Consider the following 16,789-nt stretch of genomic DNA (forward strand, 5'->3'; position numbering starts at 1 on the left):
CTCACCACACGTCGCCGTCGCGCCAGTCGCAGGTGATCGGCGCATCGAGGTCGAGCCCGGGGCCGAACACGTACAGGGAGCCGTCGTCGTCGGGCGTGGGCACCACGCCGCGGGTCGTGGCGACCGACGACGGGCCGCGCCACCGGGCCCAGTCGCGTGACTCGTAGAGCGGCACGCCCGCGGCCGACGCGCTCAGCGCGAGCAGGTCGTAGCCGGGCGCCAGCTCCTCGATCGACGCCATCACCCGGGCGCCGTGCCCGGCCCGGCGTACGTCGGCGGCGACGGCCACGGCCTCGACGTACCCGCAGCGCAGTCCGGCACCGTCGACCACCAGCCGCCTGAGGACGACCGCGCCGTGCGCGACCAGTCGCCCGCCGTCGCACACCAGGACGTGCATGCCGCCGAGCGCGTGACTCCAGTCGGCGTCGGCGAAGTCACCGAACGACGCGTCGCAGAGCGCCCGTGCGGCGATGCGCTCCTCGGGCGTCAGCTCGGCGGTGTGGCAGCGGCGTACGGTCACCACCCCGGTGGCCGCCGGTCCGCCCACGGCGCGGCCGCCTCGACCTGCGCGGCGAGCGAGAGCAGGAGCTCCTCCTCGGCCGGTCGCGCGGCGAGCATCACGCCGACCGGCAGGCCGTCGGGGGTCCAGCGCAGCGGCAGGGAGACGGCCGGCATGCCGGTGACGTTCCACGCGGACGTCCAGGGCGTGAACGCCTTCTGGGCCTCGAAGTCGCGCTCGGGGTGCTCGTCGTCGCGCATCGCGCCCACCGGCAGCGGCGGCGTGGCGAGCGTCGGGGTGAGCACCGCGTCGTACGGCGCGAGCGCGGTGAGCGCGGCGGCGGCGTGGCGGCGCATCGCGCCGATCGCCAGCCCGAACTCGGGGCCGTTGACCGCGCGGCCGCGGTCGGAGAGCCAGCGGGTGAGCGGGCGGATCAGGTGCTCGCGCTCGGGAGGCACGACCGACAGCGCGGTGAGGACGGCCCAGCAGACCTCGAAGACCGGGACCGCCTCCGGCGGCAACGGGACCTCGACGTCCTCGACCTCGTGGCCGAGCGACTCGAGCAGTCGCGACGTGTCCTCCCAGGCCCGCACGCACTCGGCATGGACCGGAGTGTCGGTGATGACTGGTGTGATGAAACGAGCGACCCGCAGCCGCCCCGGGTCGCGGCCGCAGGCCGACAGGAAGCTCTCGGAAGGAGGTGGCGCCCAGGAGGGATCTCCTACCCGACGACCGGCGAGCACGTCGAGCATCGCCGCCGCGTCGGCGACCGTCCGGGCGATCGGCCCGGCCGTCGCCAGACCCACCGGGTCGCCGTACATGGGGTGACCACTGATCCGCCCGCGAGTGGGCTTGAGTCCGACCAGGCCACAGCAGGAGGCCGGGATCCGGATCGAGCCGCCACCGTCCGAGCCCTGGGCGAGCGGGACCAGGCCGGCCGCGACGGCCGCCGCGGCACCACCCGAGGAGCCACCGGCGGTGCGGGTTCGGTCCCAGGGCGTGACCGCCGGGGGCGCCACGTCCGGCTCGGTGTAGCACGGTGAGCCGAACTCCGGGGTGTTCGTCTTGCCGAGGCTGACGAGTCCGGCCGCCTCGATCGAGAGCGTGACGCCGTCGGAGACCTCCGGCACGAAGTCGGCGAACGCCGCCGAGCCGAACGTCGTGCGCACCCCGGCCGTCAGGTTGAGGTCCTTGATCGCGGTCGGGACGCCGAAGAGCGGCCCGCCGTCGCCGTCCGGCGCCAACCGGGCCGCGCGCTCGCGGGCCAGCTCGGGGGTGAGCGTCACGAACGCGCCGACCGAGTCGAGTCGGTCGGCGCGTTCGAGGTAGTGCTCGGCGAGCTCCAGCGGCGACACCTCACGGCGTCGCACCAGCTCGCCCTGCTCCAGCGCGGTCAGGTCATGGAGTTCGGCCACGAGCCGACCGTAGCCGGATCCTGCGGATCAGGCAGCCGCGGTGGCGGCGTCGTACTCCGCAAGCAGCCGGACGGCGTTGGTGAGCCGGGCCAGCACGTCGGGGTCGGTGAGCACGTCGACCTCGATCGCCGACTGCGAGACGGTGACGTCCTCGACGACCGTGGCGCCGGCGATCCGGGCCGACCGGGCGGCGTCCTCGTGGGCCCACCGGCCGCCGTACGGCGTGGGGGTGGTGCCGATGACGCCGAACGGCTTGCCGACCATGGCGCCGGCGCCGTAGGGGCGGGACAGCCAGTCGATCGCGTTGTTGAGGACGGCCGGCATCGTGCCGTTGTACTCGGGCGTGACGGCGAGGACGCGGTCGGCGGCGCCGACCCGCTCGCGCAGCGCGGCCGCGGTCGCCGGGATCTCGGAGGCGTTGTCGATGTCCTCGTTGTAGAACGGGATGGTGCCGAGGCCGTCGACGATGTCGACGGCGACGCCCTCGGGGGCCTGCGTGGCCAACAGCTCGGCGAGCTTGCGGTTGACGGAGTCGGAGCGCAGGCTCCCGACGAGGACGGCGATGCTGGTGTCAGTCATGCGACGGTAAACGGACTATGGTCCGCTTGGTATTCCCGGGGCTCGAGGAAATCTCGCGCGAACGGGTCGTGCCGCTCACTAGGGTGTTCGCGACATGTCCGAGCCGCACCTGCTGCCCCTCCTCGATGCTCCCCCGGCCGAGCGCCGGGACGCCGCTCGCAACCGGGAGCTGCTGCTCGACGCCGCGAAGTCCCTGGTCGAGCGGTGCGGGCCGCGCTCGGTCACCATGGACGCGGTGGCCGCCGCGGCGGGTGTGGGCAAGGGCACGGTCTTCCGCCGGTTCGAGTCGCGCGAGGGCCTGATGGCGGCGGTGCTCGACCACTCCGAGACCGACTGGCAGGCGCAGGTGATGTCCGGGCCGCCGCCCCTGGGCCCGGGCGCCGACCCGTGGGACCGGCTGCTGGCCTTCGGCCGATCGCGGCTCGAGACCACGCTGCTGCACGCCGAGCTGATCCGCGAGGCCGGCCGCGCAGGCACCCGCTCGTATGCCGCCTACTCCTTCGTGGCGATGCACACGCGCTACCTGCTCGGCGAGCTCGGGGTGACCGGCGACCTGCCGATCCTCGCCACCGCCCTGCTGGCCCCGCTGGAGGCGCCGATCCTCGACCAGCAGGTGACCATCGAGGGCTTCCCGCTCGAGCGGGTGCACGCGGGGTGGGTCGACCTGGCCCGCCGGATCGTCGGCGGCGACGCCACCCGGGCGCCCGTCGACTGACCCGGAGCCGCGCGTTCGGTCAGCGCTGGTCGTGTCGCCGCAGCCCGAAGGTGACGCCGTCGACGAGCGCGCCCCACGACGCCTCGATGACGTTGGTGCCGACACCGACGGTCAGCCAGGACGTCTCGCCGTCGCTGGTCTCGATCAGCACCCGGGTGATGGCGTCGGTGCCGTGGCCCTGGTCGAGGATGCGCACCTTGTAGTCGATCAGCTCGAACTTCGCGACCTCGGGATAGGCCTGCTCGATCGCCGCGCGCAGCGCCTGGTCGAGCGCGTTGACGGGTCCGTTGCCCTCGCCGGTGACGACATAGCGGACGCCGTCGGCACGCAGCTTCACCGTCGCCTCCGAGACGGCGTCGCCGTGGGGCACGGTCTCGGTGATGACTCTCCACGACTCGACGTCGAAGTACGCCGGGCGCTGCCCCTCGACCTCCTCGATCAGCAGCAGCTCGAAGGAGGCGTCGGCGGCCTCGAAGGTGAACCCGCGGCTCTCCAGCACCTTGACCCGATCGGTGATCCGGGTGACGAGCTCGCGGTCGCCCGACAGGTCGAAGCCCAGCTCGCGCCCCTTGAGCTCGATGGAGGCGCGCCCGGCCATGTCGGAGACCAGCAGCCGCATGTCGTTGCCGACGCCGGCGGGATCCATGTGCTGGTAGAGGTTCGGGTCGACCTTGATCGCGCTGGCGTGCAGGCCGGCCTTGTGGGCGAACGCCGAGCCGCCGACGTAGGGCTGACGCGACGCGGGCGGGACGTTGGTCACCTCGGCGACCGCGTGGGCGATCCGGGTCGCCTCGCCGAGCATGCCCTGCGGGAGCACCCTGCGGTCGAGCTTGAGCTCCAGGTTGGCGACGACGGCGACCAGGTCGGCGTTGCCGGTGCGCTCGCCGTAGCCGTTGATGCAGCCCTGCACGTGGGTGGCGCCGGCGTCGACGGCGGCCAGCGAGTTCGCGATCGCGCAGCCGGTGTCGTTGTGGGCGTGGATGCCCACACGCACGCCGGTCGACTCGAGCACGTCGTGCACCGTGTCGGCGACCCAGCTCGGCAGCATGCCCCCGTTGGTGTCGCAGAGCGCGATCACCGAGGCGCCCGCGTCGTACGCCGTGCGCAGCACCTCGAGCGCGTAGTCACGGTTGTCCCGGTAGCCGTTGAAGAAGTGCTCGGCGTCGAGGAACACCTCCTGGCCCTCCGCCCGGAGGTGGGAGACGGTGTCGCGGATCATCGCGAGGTTCTCCTCGAGCGTGGTCCGCAGCGCCAGCTCGACGTGGCGGTCGTGCGACTTCGCCACCAGCGTGACGACCGGCGCGCCGCTCTCACGCAGTGCGGCGATCAGCGGGTCGTCGGCCGCCCGGACCCCGGCCCGCCGGGTCGCGCCGAACGCCGCGAGCCGGGCGTGCTCGAGGTCGAGCTCCTGCGCGGCGCGCCGGAAGAACTCGGTGTCCTTCGGGTTCGCGCCCGGCCAGCCGCCCTCGATGTAACCGACCCCGAGCCCGTCGAGCTGCCGCGCGATCGCGAGCTTGTCGGCGACGGTGAGGTTGAGCCCCTCCTGCTGGGCGCCGTCGCGCAGGGTGGTGTCGTAGACGTGGAACGCGCCGTGGAGGTCCATCGGGCTCACTTCCGTGCTCTGGGTCCGTGCTGGGTAGGTCTGTTTCGGGCAACAAAAAAACCTCTCGGGATCGAGAGGTTGGCGCGTCGGGCGAGGGGCTCGACGCGCTAGGAAATGATGATCACGTGGTGCTGCACGGGGCCCATCGTGCCACGGGCGCCGGTCACAGACCAGGGATCTCGACATCCGGGCGACCCGTGGCCGGGCTCCAGCTCGCACCCGACAGGTCGGCACGGAAGCCGAGCACGGCGCCCGCCGCCAGCACGACGACGAGCGCGACCAGCCAGCGCCGCGGCCGCGCGGAGAGCGGGTTCACCGCCCAGCCCACGGGCCCGCGCAGACGCGAGCCGCCCGGGCCCCACCACAGCGCACCGGACAGCACCAGACCGCACACGAGGAGCGCGAGCTCCAACCCGGCCGCGAAGGCGTAGCAGACCAGGGCCGCGGCGGACGCCAGGCCGAGCGCCCAGAGCCCGAGCAGCGCCGCCCCCGGGACGGACTGCACGAGATGCCACGGGGCGGCGACCAGCAGCTGCACGCCGTCGTACCACTTGCGGCCGCGGTACTGCCGGCGCTGACCGTGGGCCGACGCCGCCAGCGAGACGCTGCGCAGCAGCCAGGTCAGGAGGAGCACCAGGCCGGCGGTGACCCAGGGGTACGCCGCGCAGCCGAGGCCGACGACCAGCGCGAGGGCCGCGAGCAGGGTGCCGCGGCGCAGCCGCTCGGCGAACGGCGGCCGCGGCTCGCCCCACACGACGGGCGGCTCGCCCCACCGGTCGGGAGCGATCTCCGTCGCACCCTCGGGCGGCAGCGCCAGGGTGTACGGCTCCGGCGCGTCGTGGCCGGGCCACACGTCGGTCTCGTCGTCGGCCGCGGCCTGGGCGGCCAGCGCGAGCGGGACCGTGTACGGGTCGTGCTCGGCGGCGACCGGCGGCGGCGCGGGCGACGAGCCCCGACGCGTGGTGAGCGGTCGCAGCCAGGCCAGCAGCTCGGCGAGGGTGGGCCGGTTGCGCACCTCGGGGTCGAGCGCGGCGGCGACCACCCGGGCCAGGTCGTCGGGCAGTCCGGTGAGGTCGAACTGGCCGCGCCGGACCCGGTCCATGATCGCCATCGAGGGGCCTCGGCCGAACGGTGGATGGCCGGTGCCGGCGTACGCGACGGTCGCCCCCCACGAGTGCACGTCGGAGGCGCTGGTGGCGTCCTCGCCGTAGAGGATCTCCGGGGCCAGGTAGCCCGGCGTGCCGAGCAGCCAGCCCGTGTGGGTGAGCTTGGGGTCGTCGGCGACCCGGGCCAGGCCGAAGTCGATCAGGATCGGGGTGCGTCCCTCCATCAGCACGTTGGAGGGCTTCACGTCGCGGTGCAGCACCCCGACGGCGTGCACCGAGGCCAGCCCCTCGGCCAGGCTGCCGGCGAACCAGTAGAGGTCCGGGCCGGTGATGGCGCCCTCGTCGACCACCAGGTCGTGCAGCGACGGGCCCGGCACGTAGCGGGTCGCGACGTACGGGATCGGCGCCCACGGGTCGGCGTCCACGATGCCGGCGACCCAGCGGCTGTCGACCCGCTGCAGCGAGGCGACCTCGCGGGCCAGCCGGTGCCGGGCCTCGTCGTCGCCCACGATGTGGGGGCGCAGCACCTTGAGGGCGATCCGCTCCCCCTCGCCCCGGCGCGCCAGGTGGACCACGCCCATGCCGCCCTCCCCGAGCTTGGTCAGCAGCGTGTAGCCGCCGATCGTCGGGCGCTCGGCCGAGCCGGCGGGTCCGGCCGGGGAGGGGGTGCTCGTCACGGCCCGAGGCTACCTGCGACCCACCGCGCGGACCGGGAGGGCCGCGCCCCTTCAAGGACGGGTCGCGTTCGTTGTAAGGTAAGCCTTACCTTGTCAAGAGCGGCACATTCGCCTGCGACGCTCCTCGACCATACCCGGGACCACCATGACCTCGACCGCCCTCCCGCCGGTCGCTTCGGCCACCCCGCCGCCCCGCGCGCTGCGGCAGGGCTCGGTCCGCGGCCTGGTCGTGCTGGTCGGACTGCTGGTGCTCGCCGGCCTGGTCAGCCTGGCCGTCGGCAGCCGGGCGATCCCGCTCGGCACCGTCGTCGACGTGCTGTTCCACCCCGACGGGTCGGACGCCTCCACGATCGTCCACGACCTGCGCCTCCCGCGCACCGTCCTCGCGATCGTCGTCGGCCTCGCGCTCGGCATCGCGGGGGCGCTCATGCAGGGGCACACCCGCAACCCGCTCGCCGACCCCGGCCTGCTCGGCGTCGAGGCCGGCGCCGCCTTCGCGGTGGTGATCGGCATCTACGCCTTCGGCGTGCACGACCTGACCGGCTACGCCTGGTTCTCGCTGATCGGTGCGGGGCTGGCGTCGGTCGCGGTGTTCGCGATCGGGTCGACCCGCGGCGGGCCCGATCCGGTGTCGCTGGTGCTCGCGGGCGCGGCCGTCAGCGCCCTGCTGGCCGCCTTCACCCAGGTCGTGGTGCTGCGTGACATCGACACCCTCGACGCCTACCGCTTCTGGGCGGTCGGGTCGGTGGCCGGGCGCGGGATGGACGTCTTCTGGGAGGTGCTGCCCTTCATCGTCGTCGGCCTCGTGCTCGCCGCCATGAGCTCCTCCACCCTCAACCTGCTCCAGCTCGGCGACGACGTGGCCGTCTCGCTCGGCCTGCATCCGATGCGACACAAGGCGATCGGCGTGCTCGGCGTGATGATGCTGGCCGGCGCGGCCACCGCCGCCTGCGGCCCGGTCGGGTTCGTCGGGCTGGTGGTCCCCCACGTTGCGCGCTACTTCGCCGGCGTCGACTACCGCTGGGTGATCCCGTACTCCGGCTTCATCGGCGGCCTGCTCCTCGTCGTCGCGGACGTCGTCGGCCGCGTGGTGGTCAGGCCCGGCGAGCTCCAGGTCGGCATCGTGATGGCGCTGATCGGCGGCCCCGTCTTCATCTATCTGGTCCGACGCACCCGGATGGTGCGGATATGAGCACGGATATGGGCACCGCATGACCACTCTCGAGACCCGGCCCCGCCGCCTCTCCCGCACGCCGAGCGCCCCACTCCGGGTCGGTCCGGCCTCGTGGCTGGTGCCCGTCCGCGCCGGCGTGGCCACGCTGGGCTGCCTGGCCGCGCTCGCGGTGCTGGTCGCGCTCGACCTCGCGAAGGGCGACTTCGAGATCCCGGTCGGGGACGTCGTGCGGACCCTGCTCGGCGGCGGCGACGCCGGCCAGCGGTTCATCGTCATGGAGCTGCGCCTGCCGCAGACGCTGGTGGCGATCCTCGTCGGGGCCGCGCTCGGCCTCTCAGGCGCGCTCTTCCAGACCTTCGCCCGCAATCCGCTGGCGAGCCCCGACATCCTCGGCGTGACCCGCGGCTCCGCCCTCGGCGCCGTCGCCGTCATCGTGCTCTCCGGCGCCAGCGGGTACGGCGGCGGCCTGGCCACCGGCCCGCTGCAGACGATGGGCGTGCCGCTCGCGGCGTTCGCCGGCGGCATGCTCGCCGCGACGCTGCTCTACCTGCTCTCGTGGCGCAAGGGCATCGACGGACAGCGCCTGGTGCTGGTCGGCATCGGCATGAGCGCCGCGCTCACCGCGGCCACGTCGTGGCTGCTGGTCAAGGCCCGCATCGAGGACGCCGCCAGCGCGCAGATCTGGCTCAACGGCTCGCTCAACGCCCGCGGCTGGGAGCAGGCCTGGCCGCTGGTCTGGACGATGGCCGTGCTGGTGCCGCTCGCGCTGCTGCTGGCACGCTCGCTCAACGCCCTCCAGCTCGGCGACGACTCCGCGCGCGGCCTCGGCGTGCGGCTGCAGCTCACCCAGCTCCTCACGCTGGTCGCCGCGGTCGGCCTGGTCTCGGTCTCGGTCGCCGCGGTCGGCCCGCTCGAGTTCGTGGCGTTCGTCGTCCCGCAGATCGCCCTGCGCCTGACGGGCGGCTCCCGGCCGCCGATGCTGGCCTCGATGGCGATGGGCGCCGTCATCGTGGTGGGCGCCGACTTCGTGACCCGCGTGCTGATCCCCTTCGCCCTCCCGGCCGGCCTGGTCACCGCGGTGATCGGCGCGCCGTACCTGATCTGGCTGCTGCTCCGCAACAACCGAAAGGTCTCCGCATGACCACGAGCACCTCGACCGCCGCACGGCTGCGCGCCGACTCCGTCACCGTCGGGTACGGCGAGGATCCGGTCGTCCGCGACCTCTCCCTCACCATCGCCGACGGCCGGGTCACGACGATCGTGGGCCCGAACGGGTGCGGCAAGTCGACGCTGCTGCGCACGATGTCGCGGCTGCTCAAGCCGACCGGTGGCACCGTCCTGCTCGACGGCGAGCCGATCCAGGACATCCACACACGCGACGTCGCCCGCCGGATGGCGCTGCTGCCGCAGAGCCCCATCGCACCGGAGGGACTGCTGGTCCGCGACCTCGTCGCGCGCGGCCGGCACCCGCACCAGCGCTGGTTCAGCCAGTGGTCGCCCGACGACGAGCGGATCGTCGACCTCGCCCTCGAGATGACCGACACCACGCACCTGCGCGACCGGCCGCTCGACCAGCTCTCGGGCGGACAGCGCCAGCGGGCCTGGATCGCGATGACGCTCGCCCAGGACACCGACCTGCTGCTGCTCGACGAGCCCACGACGTACCTCGACCTGGCCCATCAGGTGGAGGTCCTCGACCTGGTCACCAAGCTCAACCGCGAGCGCGGCCGGACAGTCGTGATGGTGCTCCACGACCTCAACCTCGCCGCCCGCTACAGCGACGCGATCGTGGTGATGAAGGACGGCGTCGTCGCCCGCGAGGGCACGCCCGGCGAGGTGTTCACCCCCGCGCTGCTCGCGGCCACCTTCGGGCTCGACGCCGACGTGCTGCCCGACCCGCGCACCGGCCTCCCGATCATCGTGCCGACCTCCTCGGCGACCGCGGTCGAGGCGATCGTCGAGCGGAAGGAGCTCGTCGACGCGCCGGGTCTCTGACCGGCACCTGGCCGGCACCTGGCCGGCACCCCGCCAGCACGCGTCCGGACGCACAGGAGCCCGGCACCTCCCGGTGCCGGGCTCCTGTCTTCTGTCCTTGGTGGCTGTGGCGACGACCTCGGACAGGGCCTGGGGTCAGTCCGACACGGCCGGCGGCTCGGTCTTCGGGTCGCCGTCGGCGGCGGCCGCGAGCTGCGGGACGTAGCGGTCCAGCACGTAGGGGATGCTCAGCGGCGTCACGAAGCTGTGCGCGACGTAGTAGCTGCCGTCGGCCTCGCTGATGTCGACCCAGCGCCCCTCCTTGCTGGCCGTGGTGCCCTCGAAGATCGACTTCACCTGCTTGTCGGCGGCCAGGTCCAGCCAGACGACGGTGCCGGCGTCGCCGAGGTCCGAGGTGCGCTCGGCGCTCAGCGAGATCCCGAACTCGCTGTCGTCCGCGGTGGTGATCACCGAGTGCAGGGTGAAGCCGAGGTCGGTCAGCATCCGCGAGCGCGGGTCCTCGGGACCGTAGATGAACAGGCCCTCGTACGGCGTGACGACCGCGGCGGTCTGGCCTTCGAACTCGGGGTGCGCGGCGGCCTCGTCGGCGATGCGCTCCTTCACCGAGTCGATCAGCTCCTGGGTCGCCGCCGGCCGGCCGACAGCCGTCCCGACCGTGAGGGCGGCCTCCTCCCAGGGCGTGCCGTAGTCGGCGTAGTCGCCGTTCTGCGCGACGACGGGCACGCCCATCGCCTCGAGCTTCTTGTACTCCTGCTCGGTCATGCCGGTGTACTGGCCGATGATCAGGTCGGGCGCGAGCGCCGCCACCTTCTCGATCTCGATGCCGTTGGCGTCCTGGAGCAGCGTCGGCAGCTCGGCGTCGCCGAGCAGGTCCTGCGCCCAGGGATAGATGCCCTGGAGCTCCTCGTCGCCGAACCAGTACGTGACGCCGACCGGCACGATGCCCAGTGCCAACAGCGTGTCCTGCTCGGTGTAGCCGACGCACACGACCCGCTCGGGGGCCTTCTCGATCGTGGTCTCGCCGTACTTGTGCTTGATGGTGACCGGGAAGGCGCCCTCCTCGGGGCCACTCGAGGCGGCGGTGTCACCGGTGCCCGGGCTGCCCTGGCCCGCGGCGTCGCCGTCGTCGCCACAGGCGGCGAGGACCGGCGCGACGGCCAGGACGGACAGGCCCGCGAGGAAGCGGCGGCGGGTGGGGTTCATGACTCTCCTTGTTCAGGCCCGACCGGGCCCGAGGCGGTGGGTGGGTGTGGCCTCAGGACGGGAACGCGCGCGGCGCCTTGCCCGCGGTCGCCTGCTCGAGCATCGGCGTGAGCCGGTCGAGGGCGTACTCCAGGCTCAGCGGGGTGAGGAAGTAGAGGGCTCCGGCGAGCGTGCCGTCGGTGTAGATCGCCCGGTTCTCGGCCACGGCCGGCAGCGTGTCGATCGTGCCGAAGCCCTGGAGCACGTCGAACATGTCGGCATCCTCGGTCGCGAAGACGACGACGTCCGCCTCGATCAGTGCGGTGTTCTCCGCCGAGATCTCGGCCTGCGACCCGAGGTCGGGCGCGAAGTCGTCGAGGCCCTGGGTCATCGTGAAGCCCAGGTCGGTGAGGAAGCTGGTGCTCAGGCCGTCCGGGTAGACGTAGAGGATCCCGTCGTAGGGCCCGCCCTGCGAGAACGTCGCGGTCCTGCCCTCCCACTCGGGGTGCTCGGCCCGCACCTCGGCGAACCGGCCCTCGACCTCGTCGATCAGCGCCTGGCCGTCGGCCTCGCGACCCAGCGCCTTCGCGACCTGGAGCACCTGGTCCTGCCAGGGCGAGAAGTACGGCGTGGAGCCCGCCACGTTGGTGACCGTCGGCGCGATCGCCGACAGCAGCTGGTAGTCCTTCTTGGTCATGCCGGAGTTCGTGCCGATGATCAGGTCGGGCTCCAGGGCCGCGATCTTCTCGAACTCGATGCCGTCGGACTGGCTCAGCACCTCCGGCTCCGCGTCGCCGAGCAGGTCCTGCGCCCAGGGCCAGGTGGCGTGCGGCTGCTCGCCGTACCACTCGGTGACCGCGACGGGGGTGACGCCGAGCTCGAGCAGCACGTCCTGCTCGGTCAGCCCGACGCTGACGACCCGCTCGGGTGCCTCCTCGATCACGGTCTCCCCGAGCCGGTGCTCGACGGTCACCGGGAAGGAGGCGTCGGCCGCACCGGAGGGAGGTGCGGCCGACGCGTCGGGCTCCTCGTCGGAGCCGCAGCTCGCGAGCAGCGTGACGGAGAGCGCGAGAGCCGCGGAGGCGGCGAGGGGACGCAGACGCATGATCGGCCTTTCAGTAAGGTAAGGCTTACCTTAGATCATGCGCCCCTGCGCGTGACAGGGGGTCCAGATTCCCGGCTCGGAGCCGGCTCAGAGGATGCGGTGCATCCAGCCGAAGGTGTCCTCGGCCCGGCCGAACTGGATGTCGACCAGCTGCTCCCGGATCCGGCTCCACAGGCCCGGTCCCCCGTCCGCCGTCTGCTGTGGGGTCGGCACCGAGCCGCCGTCCCACTTCAGCTCGCCGACGGGGGTGACGACCGCAGCGGTGCCGCACGCGAAGATCTCGGTGATCGCGCCGCTGGTGACGCCCTCGCGCCACTCGTCGATGGAGAACCTGCGCTCCTCGACCGGATGCCCCATCTTGCCGGCGAGCTCGATGATGCTGCCGCGGGTGATGCCCTCGAGGATCGTGCCGGTCGCCGGGGTGACGATCCGACCGTCGGCGTACACGAAGTACATGTTCATGCCGCCGAGCTCCTCGACGTACCTGCCCTCCTGGGCGTCGAGGAAGACGACCTGGTCGCAGCCGTGGCCGCTCGCCTCCTGCTGGGCGACCAGCGAGCTGGCGTAGTTGCCGCCGGTCTTGGCCGCACCCATGCCGCCGCGGCCCGCGCGGGTGTACTCCTCGGTGAGCCAGAGGCTCACCGGCTTCGCGCCGCCCTTGAAGTAGGAGCCCGCCGGGCTGGCGATCACCATGAACGTGACGTGCTGGGACGGGCGCACGCCGAGGAACACCTCGGAGGCGAACATGAACGGCCGCACGTACAGGCTCTTCTCGGTCGAGCCGGGGGCGGTGGTGTCGGGCACCCAGCGCTGGTCGGCCTCGACGAGGGCGTCGACCGCCTGCACGAAGAGGTCGGGCTCGAGCACCGGCAACGCCAGCCGGTGGCTCGAGCGCACCATCCGCGCGGCGTTCTCCTCCGGCCGGAACGACCAGATCGAGCCGTCGGCGTGCCGGTAGGCCTTCATGCCCTCGAACGTCTCCTGCGCGTAGTGCAGGACGGCCGTCGCGGGGTCCAGGGTGAGCGGGCCGTACGGCTCGATCCGCGCGGCGTGCCAGCCGGCGTCCGGGGTCCATTCGACCGTGAACATGTGGTCGGTGAAGTGGGTGCCGAACCCGGGGTCGGCAAGGATCTCGGCGAGGCGCTCGTCGGAGACCGGGGCGCTCGACCGGGTGATGCTGATCTCCATGGGGGACAACTTAGTAGGCCTTCCTAGCAAATGGAGCCGGAGGTCCCCCTCGGGCGTCGGGGTTTCGGCTGCTGACAGCCAGAACCCGCACGACGCGCCGAGGGCCACCGGCGTGTCGTGCGGGTTGCGGCTGCTGACAGCCGAAACCCGCACGGATCGCGGGCAGCCTCAGCCGGCTACTCGCGCGGCGATGGCGTCGCCGATCTCCGACGTACGCCGGGCGGCACCGGGCGTACGGGCGGCGAGGTCCTCGACGACCGCGGTCTCGATGGCCGCGGCGGCGTCGGCGTGCCCGAGGTGGTCGAGCAGCAGGGACGCGGAGAGGACGGCGGCGGTCGGGTCGGCCTTCTGCTGGCCCGCGATGTCGGGCGCGGAGCCGTGCACCGGCTCGAACATGGAGGGGGTCGTCCGGTCGGGGTTGACGTTGCCGGAGGCCGCCAGGCCGATGCCGCCGGTGATCGCGGCGGCGAGGTCGGTGATGATGTCGCCGAAGAGGTTGTCGGTGACGATCACGTCGAAGCGCGCGGGGTCGGTGGTCATGAAGATCATCGCCGCGTCGATGTGCATGTAGTCGGTGGTCACCTCGGGGTACTCCGCGGCGACCGCCTGGAAGATCCGCCACCACACCGAGCCGGCGTTGACGAGCACGTTGGTCTTGTGGACCAGCGTCAGCTTCTTGCGCGGGCGTCGCTGGGCTCGGGCGAAGGCGTCGCGGACGACGCGCTCGACACCGAACGCGGTGTTGACCGAGACCTCGGTGGCGACCTCGTGCGGCGTACCGACACGCAGGGCGCCGCCGTTGCCGGTGTAGGGACCCTCGGTGCCCTCACGGACGACCACGAAGTCGACCTCTCCGGGGTCGGCCAGCGGGCCGGGTACGCCGGGGAAGATCCGCGACGGCCGGAGGTTCACGTAGTGGTCGAGCTCGAAGCGGAGCCGCAGCAGCAGGCCGCGCTCGAGGATGCCCGGAGGCAGGTTGGGGTCGTTGGGCTTGCCGCCGACGGCGCCGAGGAGGATCGCGTCGTGCTCGCGGATCTCGCCGAGCACGGAGTCGGGCAGCACCTCGCCGGTGGCGAGGTAGCGCTCGGCGCCGAGGTCGTAGCGGGTCTGCTCGAACTTCACGCCCGCCGGAGACGCGACCTCGAGCACCTTGAGCGCCTCGGTCGTCACCTCCTGGCCGATGCCGTCGCCGGGGATGACGGCGAGCTTGATCGCGCCGGATGCGGTGGAGGTCGAGTCAGTGGTCATGGGGCGAGAGGTTAGTTGTCGTCGGGCCGCTGGCCGCCGTTGTCCCGCAGGTCGAGCGACGCCTGGACGGCGGCGGTGATGTTCTCGTGGCTGCGCGGGTTCTCGGGGTGGTGCTGGGCCGGGCCCCATTCGGGGTACATGTCGTACATCGGTCTGGTCTCTCTCGTGAAGGGTCGGATGTGCTGGGTGCCGAACGGCTCGATGCACCCGGAACGAAGACCCTCCGAAGCGGAGACCGGTGCCACTCGTGGATCACACGAGGAGAAGGACCACCAGAGTGCGGATCGCGCTTGCCGTGATGGGCGATCACGCCGCGGAGACGTCTTCGATCGAGATGCATCGAGAGGCCGTCAACGCCGAACACCGCGGCGAGGTGGCCTCTCTGTCAGGCCTCGCCGCGGCAGTCGATAAGTACGAAGACGCTCCGCATGGTGACGCCACCGTACGGCAGGAGTCCCGGCGACGACATCTGATTCCGCGGAGTGTTCGGAATGCGAGACGATCGTCCCGGAGTGAAAGACTCGAATCCATGAGTGCTCCCCCGGATCTGCCCGAGATCGTGTCCCGCGCGTTCGAGGTCTCCCGCAAGGCCGGGTACGTGTCGTTCTGCCGCAACGAGACCGGCCGGCTGCTGGCCACCCTGGCCGCCACCCGCACCGGCACGATGGCCGAGTTCGGCACCGGCTGCGGGGTTGGCACCGCCTGGCTGCGCTCCGGCCTGCGCGGCGACGCCACCATCCTCACCGCCGAGCTGGACGCGAGGCTCGCCGACGCGGCGGCCGAGATCTTCGAGGACGACCCTCAGGTCGAGGTGCGCTCGGCCGACTGGTCGACGCTGCTCGACCAGGGGCCGTTCTCGCTGCTCTTCCTCGACTCCGGCGAGCCGACCGAGGTGAGCGTCGACGCGATCGCCGACCTCGTCGAGGAGGGCGGCCTGGTCGTGCTCGACGACTTCACGCCCTGCGAGATGTGGCCCCCCGTGACCTACGGGCGCGTCGACACCCTGCGCGAGCAGTGGCTCACCGACGACCGGTTCACCGCCGTCGAGGTAATGGTCGCCCCGGACGCCTCCGTGGTGCTGGCCACCAGGCGCTGACGCGCCGGGTGGTTTCGAGGCTCAGGCCTGGCGGCCTTCGCACCTCAACCACCGGAGCGGTGGTTGAGGTGCGAGCGCAGCGAGCCTCGAACACCGATCCCTCAGATGTCGGTCGGCATCGCGTTGGTGCCCTGCTTCATCCGCTCGCGGAAGCTGCCCGTGGGGAACTCCCGGTCCTTGAGCCGCTCCATGAAGCCGCGCAGCGTGCGGGTGCCGTACGCCGGGGCGACGTGGTCGACCACGGACCAGTACTTCGCCGCCTCGAGGTAGTAGGCGACCGGTCGCAGCTGCTTGCTGACCCGGCCCAGCCGGGCCAGCCGCGCGGTCTTCCGGTCCCAGGCGGTCATCGTGACGACGTCCCACTGCGGCTCCCGACCGGTGACGTCGAACATCATCTGACCGGCGCCCCGGAGGGTGACCACGTTGTCCTCGACCCACGGGCCACCGACGGGCAGCACCCGGCCGATCGCGGCGTCGGCGAGCACCTGGTTGACGATGAACTCGGCGAGGTCCTCGCGTGCGATCGGGTTCACCACGCTGTACTCGCCGTGGTCGAAGATCCGGTAGGCCAGGCCGTTCTTGATGTCGCCGAAGGTCGCCGACAGGTACGGGAAGTACGCCGTGGGCCGCACGATCGTCCACGGGAGCGCGCCATGGTGCTCGCCGATCAGCTCGCCCTCGACCTGGAGCTTGTAGACCTGCGGGATCAGCTCGGGCCGGTAGACGCCGTAGTCGCTGACGTGGATGAACTGGCGCACGTCGTGCGCCACGGCCGCCCGGATGCCGTTGACGACCGCCTCGTGGTCGACGAGCCGGCACTCCTCGGCATCGTTGGGGCGGCGCCCGCTGAGCAACGAGACCACCACGGCGGTCGGGCCGGCGGCGACGGCGGCGACCACGTCGCCGGCCCGGGTCGGGTCCCCGACGATCACCTCCGCCTCGGCGTACTCGGGCTGGTTCTTGACCTCCGCGCTCCGAGCCAGCACGGCCGGCCGGTAGCCGCGGCGGGCGAGCTCGGGCACCAGGGCCCTGCCGATGTAGCCGGTGCCGCCCAGCACCAGCACCCGCGCGCCGTCGCCGGTGCCGGTCGGGCCGGTGGCGTACGCCGTGGAGTCGGTCGTCAGGAGCCGCCGGCGCAGCTCGCGGCTGTGCTGCTGGGCCGCGGTGGCGTCGAGGTGCGCGATCGTGCTGAAGGCCATGAATAGAT

The 16,789-nt window shown here is 72.4% G+C and carries 16 protein-coding genes; 5 read left to right on the forward strand and 11 right to left on the reverse strand.

Translation table 11 applies throughout. The features are described from left to right. Position 1: 1 nt before the first annotated feature. Genes FHU40_RS02385 through FHU40_RS02395 form a run of 3 tightly spaced genes read right to left on the reverse strand, consistent with a single transcriptional unit; the run spans position 2 to position 2,493 of the window. Entirely contained in the window at positions 2 to 547 is a 546-nt protein-coding gene (locus tag FHU40_RS02385) for a GNAT family N-acetyltransferase (RefSeq protein WP_343057685.1), read from the reverse strand. Next, positions 517 to 1,914: an amidase gene (locus FHU40_RS02390; protein WP_183590684.1), complete on the reverse strand. Its 1,398-nt coding sequence runs from the start codon at positions 1,912 to 1,914 to the stop codon at positions 517 to 519. The genes FHU40_RS02385 and FHU40_RS02390 overlap by 31 nt, the downstream gene beginning before the upstream one ends. A gap of 27 nt (positions 1,915 to 1,941) precedes the next feature. Then, a complete protein-coding gene (locus FHU40_RS02395) occupies positions 1,942 to 2,493 on the reverse strand; it encodes an NAD(P)H-dependent oxidoreductase (protein WP_183590685.1) in 552 nt (183 codons plus the stop codon). Positions 2,494 to 2,587: 94 nt separating this feature from the next. On the opposite strand from FHU40_RS02395, the gene FHU40_RS02400 reads away from it, so the two are divergent. After that, entirely contained in the window at positions 2,588 to 3,208 is a 621-nt protein-coding gene (locus FHU40_RS02400; protein WP_183590686.1) for a TetR/AcrR family transcriptional regulator, read from the forward strand. A gap of 19 nt (positions 3,209 to 3,227) precedes the next feature. Here the strand turns inward: FHU40_RS02400 and cimA are convergent, their stop codons facing one another. Both cimA and FHU40_RS02410 read right to left on the reverse strand, forming a co-directional pair. Beyond that, the gene (gene cimA, locus FHU40_RS02405; RefSeq protein WP_183590687.1) at positions 3,228 to 4,811 is read right to left on the reverse strand and encodes a citramalate synthase; all 1,584 of its coding nucleotides are present in this window, start codon (positions 4,809 to 4,811) and stop codon (positions 3,228 to 3,230) included. A gap of 163 nt (positions 4,812 to 4,974) precedes the next feature. Continuing rightward, the gene (locus FHU40_RS02410; protein ID WP_183590688.1) at positions 4,975 to 6,594 is read right to left on the reverse strand and encodes a protein kinase domain-containing protein; all 1,620 of its coding nucleotides are present in this window, start codon (positions 6,592 to 6,594) and stop codon (positions 4,975 to 4,977) included. A 145-nt stretch (positions 6,595 to 6,739) separates the two neighbouring features. On the opposite strand from FHU40_RS02410, the gene FHU40_RS02415 reads away from it, so the two are divergent. From FHU40_RS02415 to FHU40_RS02425, 3 genes are read left to right on the forward strand one after another with little or no spacing between them, the layout of a single operon-like run. Continuing rightward, positions 6,740 to 7,786: a FecCD family ABC transporter permease gene (locus FHU40_RS02415; RefSeq protein ID WP_183590689.1), complete on the forward strand. Its 1,047-nt coding sequence runs from the start codon at positions 6,740 to 6,742 to the stop codon at positions 7,784 to 7,786. Between the two features lie 19 nt (positions 7,787 to 7,805). Further along, on the forward strand, positions 7,806 to 8,909 hold the full coding sequence (locus FHU40_RS02420; protein ID WP_183590690.1) for a FecCD family ABC transporter permease: 1,104 nt from the start codon (positions 7,806 to 7,808) through the stop codon (positions 8,907 to 8,909). Beyond that, complete coding sequence (locus tag FHU40_RS02425) at positions 8,906 to 9,763, forward strand: ABC transporter ATP-binding protein (RefSeq protein ID WP_183590691.1); 858 nt, start codon at positions 8,906 to 8,908, stop codon at positions 9,761 to 9,763. Before FHU40_RS02420 ends, FHU40_RS02425 begins: the two co-directional genes overlap by 4 nt. Before the next feature lie 135 nt (positions 9,764 to 9,898). Here the strand turns inward: FHU40_RS02425 and FHU40_RS02430 are convergent, their stop codons facing one another. The 5 genes from FHU40_RS02430 to FHU40_RS02450 form a co-directional block, all read right to left on the reverse strand. Further along, the gene (locus FHU40_RS02430) at positions 9,899 to 10,966 is read right to left on the reverse strand and encodes an ABC transporter substrate-binding protein (RefSeq protein WP_183590692.1); all 1,068 of its coding nucleotides are present in this window, start codon (positions 10,964 to 10,966) and stop codon (positions 9,899 to 9,901) included. Positions 10,967 to 11,018: 52 nt separating this feature from the next. Continuing rightward, a complete protein-coding gene (locus FHU40_RS02435; RefSeq protein ID WP_183590693.1) occupies positions 11,019 to 12,050 on the reverse strand; it encodes an iron-siderophore ABC transporter substrate-binding protein in 1,032 nt (343 codons plus the stop codon). Between the two features lie 87 nt (positions 12,051 to 12,137). Next, the gene (locus tag FHU40_RS02440; RefSeq protein ID WP_183590694.1) at positions 12,138 to 13,238 is read right to left on the reverse strand and encodes a branched-chain amino acid aminotransferase; all 1,101 of its coding nucleotides are present in this window, start codon (positions 13,236 to 13,238) and stop codon (positions 12,138 to 12,140) included. Between the two features lie 168 nt (positions 13,239 to 13,406). Next, positions 13,407 to 14,486 (reverse strand): 3-isopropylmalate dehydrogenase, encoded by a 1,080-nt coding sequence (locus FHU40_RS02445; protein ID WP_183590695.1) that lies wholly within the window; start codon positions 14,484 to 14,486, stop codon positions 13,407 to 13,409. A gap of 11 nt (positions 14,487 to 14,497) precedes the next feature. After that, positions 14,498 to 14,635 carry a hypothetical protein gene (locus FHU40_RS02450; RefSeq protein WP_183590696.1) on the reverse strand — a complete coding sequence of 46 codons (138 nt, stop codon included), beginning with the start codon at positions 14,633 to 14,635 and terminating at the stop codon, positions 14,498 to 14,500. Between the two features lie 380 nt (positions 14,636 to 15,015). Between FHU40_RS02450 and FHU40_RS02455 the strand changes: the two genes are divergently transcribed. Beyond that, entirely contained in the window at positions 15,016 to 15,582 is a 567-nt protein-coding gene (locus tag FHU40_RS02455) for an O-methyltransferase (RefSeq protein ID WP_183590697.1), read from the forward strand. A 101-nt stretch (positions 15,583 to 15,683) separates the two neighbouring features. Here FHU40_RS02455 and FHU40_RS02460 read toward each other — a convergent pair whose 3' ends face one another. Further along, positions 15,684 to 16,781 carry an NAD(P)H-binding protein gene (locus tag FHU40_RS02460; protein WP_183590698.1) on the reverse strand — a complete coding sequence of 366 codons (1,098 nt, stop codon included), beginning with the start codon at positions 16,779 to 16,781 and terminating at the stop codon, positions 15,684 to 15,686. Positions 16,782 to 16,789: the final 8 nt, after the last annotated feature.

Origin of the sequence: Nocardioides soli (genome assembly GCF_014191495.1) — a bacterium.
Taxonomy (GTDB): domain Bacteria; phylum Actinomycetota; class Actinomycetes; order Propionibacteriales; family Nocardioidaceae; genus Nocardioides; species Nocardioides soli.

What these genes read in the sequence shown, in the direction of transcription:
- FHU40_RS02395 (WP_183590685.1), bottom strand. Translation starts at nt 2,493, where the DNA reads ATGACTGACACCAGCATCGCCGTCCTCGTCGGGAGCCTGCGCTCCGAC.
- FHU40_RS02450 (WP_183590696.1), bottom strand. Translation starts at nt 14,635, where the DNA reads ATGTACGACATGTACCCCGAATGGGGCCCGGCCCAGCACCACCCCGAG.
- FHU40_RS02425 (WP_183590691.1), top strand. Translation starts at nt 8,906, where the DNA reads ATGACCACGAGCACCTCGACCGCCGCACGGCTGCGCGCCGACTCCGTC.
- FHU40_RS02455 (WP_183590697.1), top strand. Translation starts at nt 15,016, where the DNA reads ATGAGTGCTCCCCCGGATCTGCCCGAGATCGTGTCCCGCGCGTTCGAG.
- FHU40_RS02445 (WP_183590695.1), bottom strand. Translation starts at nt 14,486, where the DNA reads ATGACCACTGACTCGACCTCCACCGCATCCGGCGCGATCAAGCTCGCC.
- FHU40_RS02460 (WP_183590698.1), bottom strand. Translation starts at nt 16,781, where the DNA reads ATGGCCTTCAGCACGATCGCGCACCTCGACGCCACCGCGGCCCAGCAG.
- FHU40_RS02440 (WP_183590694.1), bottom strand. Translation starts at nt 13,238, where the DNA reads ATGGAGATCAGCATCACCCGGTCGAGCGCCCCGGTCTCCGACGAGCGC.
- FHU40_RS02435 (WP_183590693.1), bottom strand. Translation starts at nt 12,050, where the DNA reads ATGCGTCTGCGTCCCCTCGCCGCCTCCGCGGCTCTCGCGCTCTCCGTC.
- FHU40_RS02430 (WP_183590692.1), bottom strand. Translation starts at nt 10,966, where the DNA reads ATGAACCCCACCCGCCGCCGCTTCCTCGCGGGCCTGTCCGTCCTGGCC.
- FHU40_RS02415 (WP_183590689.1), top strand. Translation starts at nt 6,740, where the DNA reads ATGACCTCGACCGCCCTCCCGCCGGTCGCTTCGGCCACCCCGCCGCCC.
- FHU40_RS02420 (WP_183590690.1), top strand. Translation starts at nt 7,806, where the DNA reads ATGACCACTCTCGAGACCCGGCCCCGCCGCCTCTCCCGCACGCCGAGC.
- cimA (WP_183590687.1), bottom strand. Translation starts at nt 4,811, where the DNA reads ATGGACCTCCACGGCGCGTTCCACGTCTACGACACCACCCTGCGCGAC.
- FHU40_RS02400 (WP_183590686.1), top strand. Translation starts at nt 2,588, where the DNA reads ATGTCCGAGCCGCACCTGCTGCCCCTCCTCGATGCTCCCCCGGCCGAG.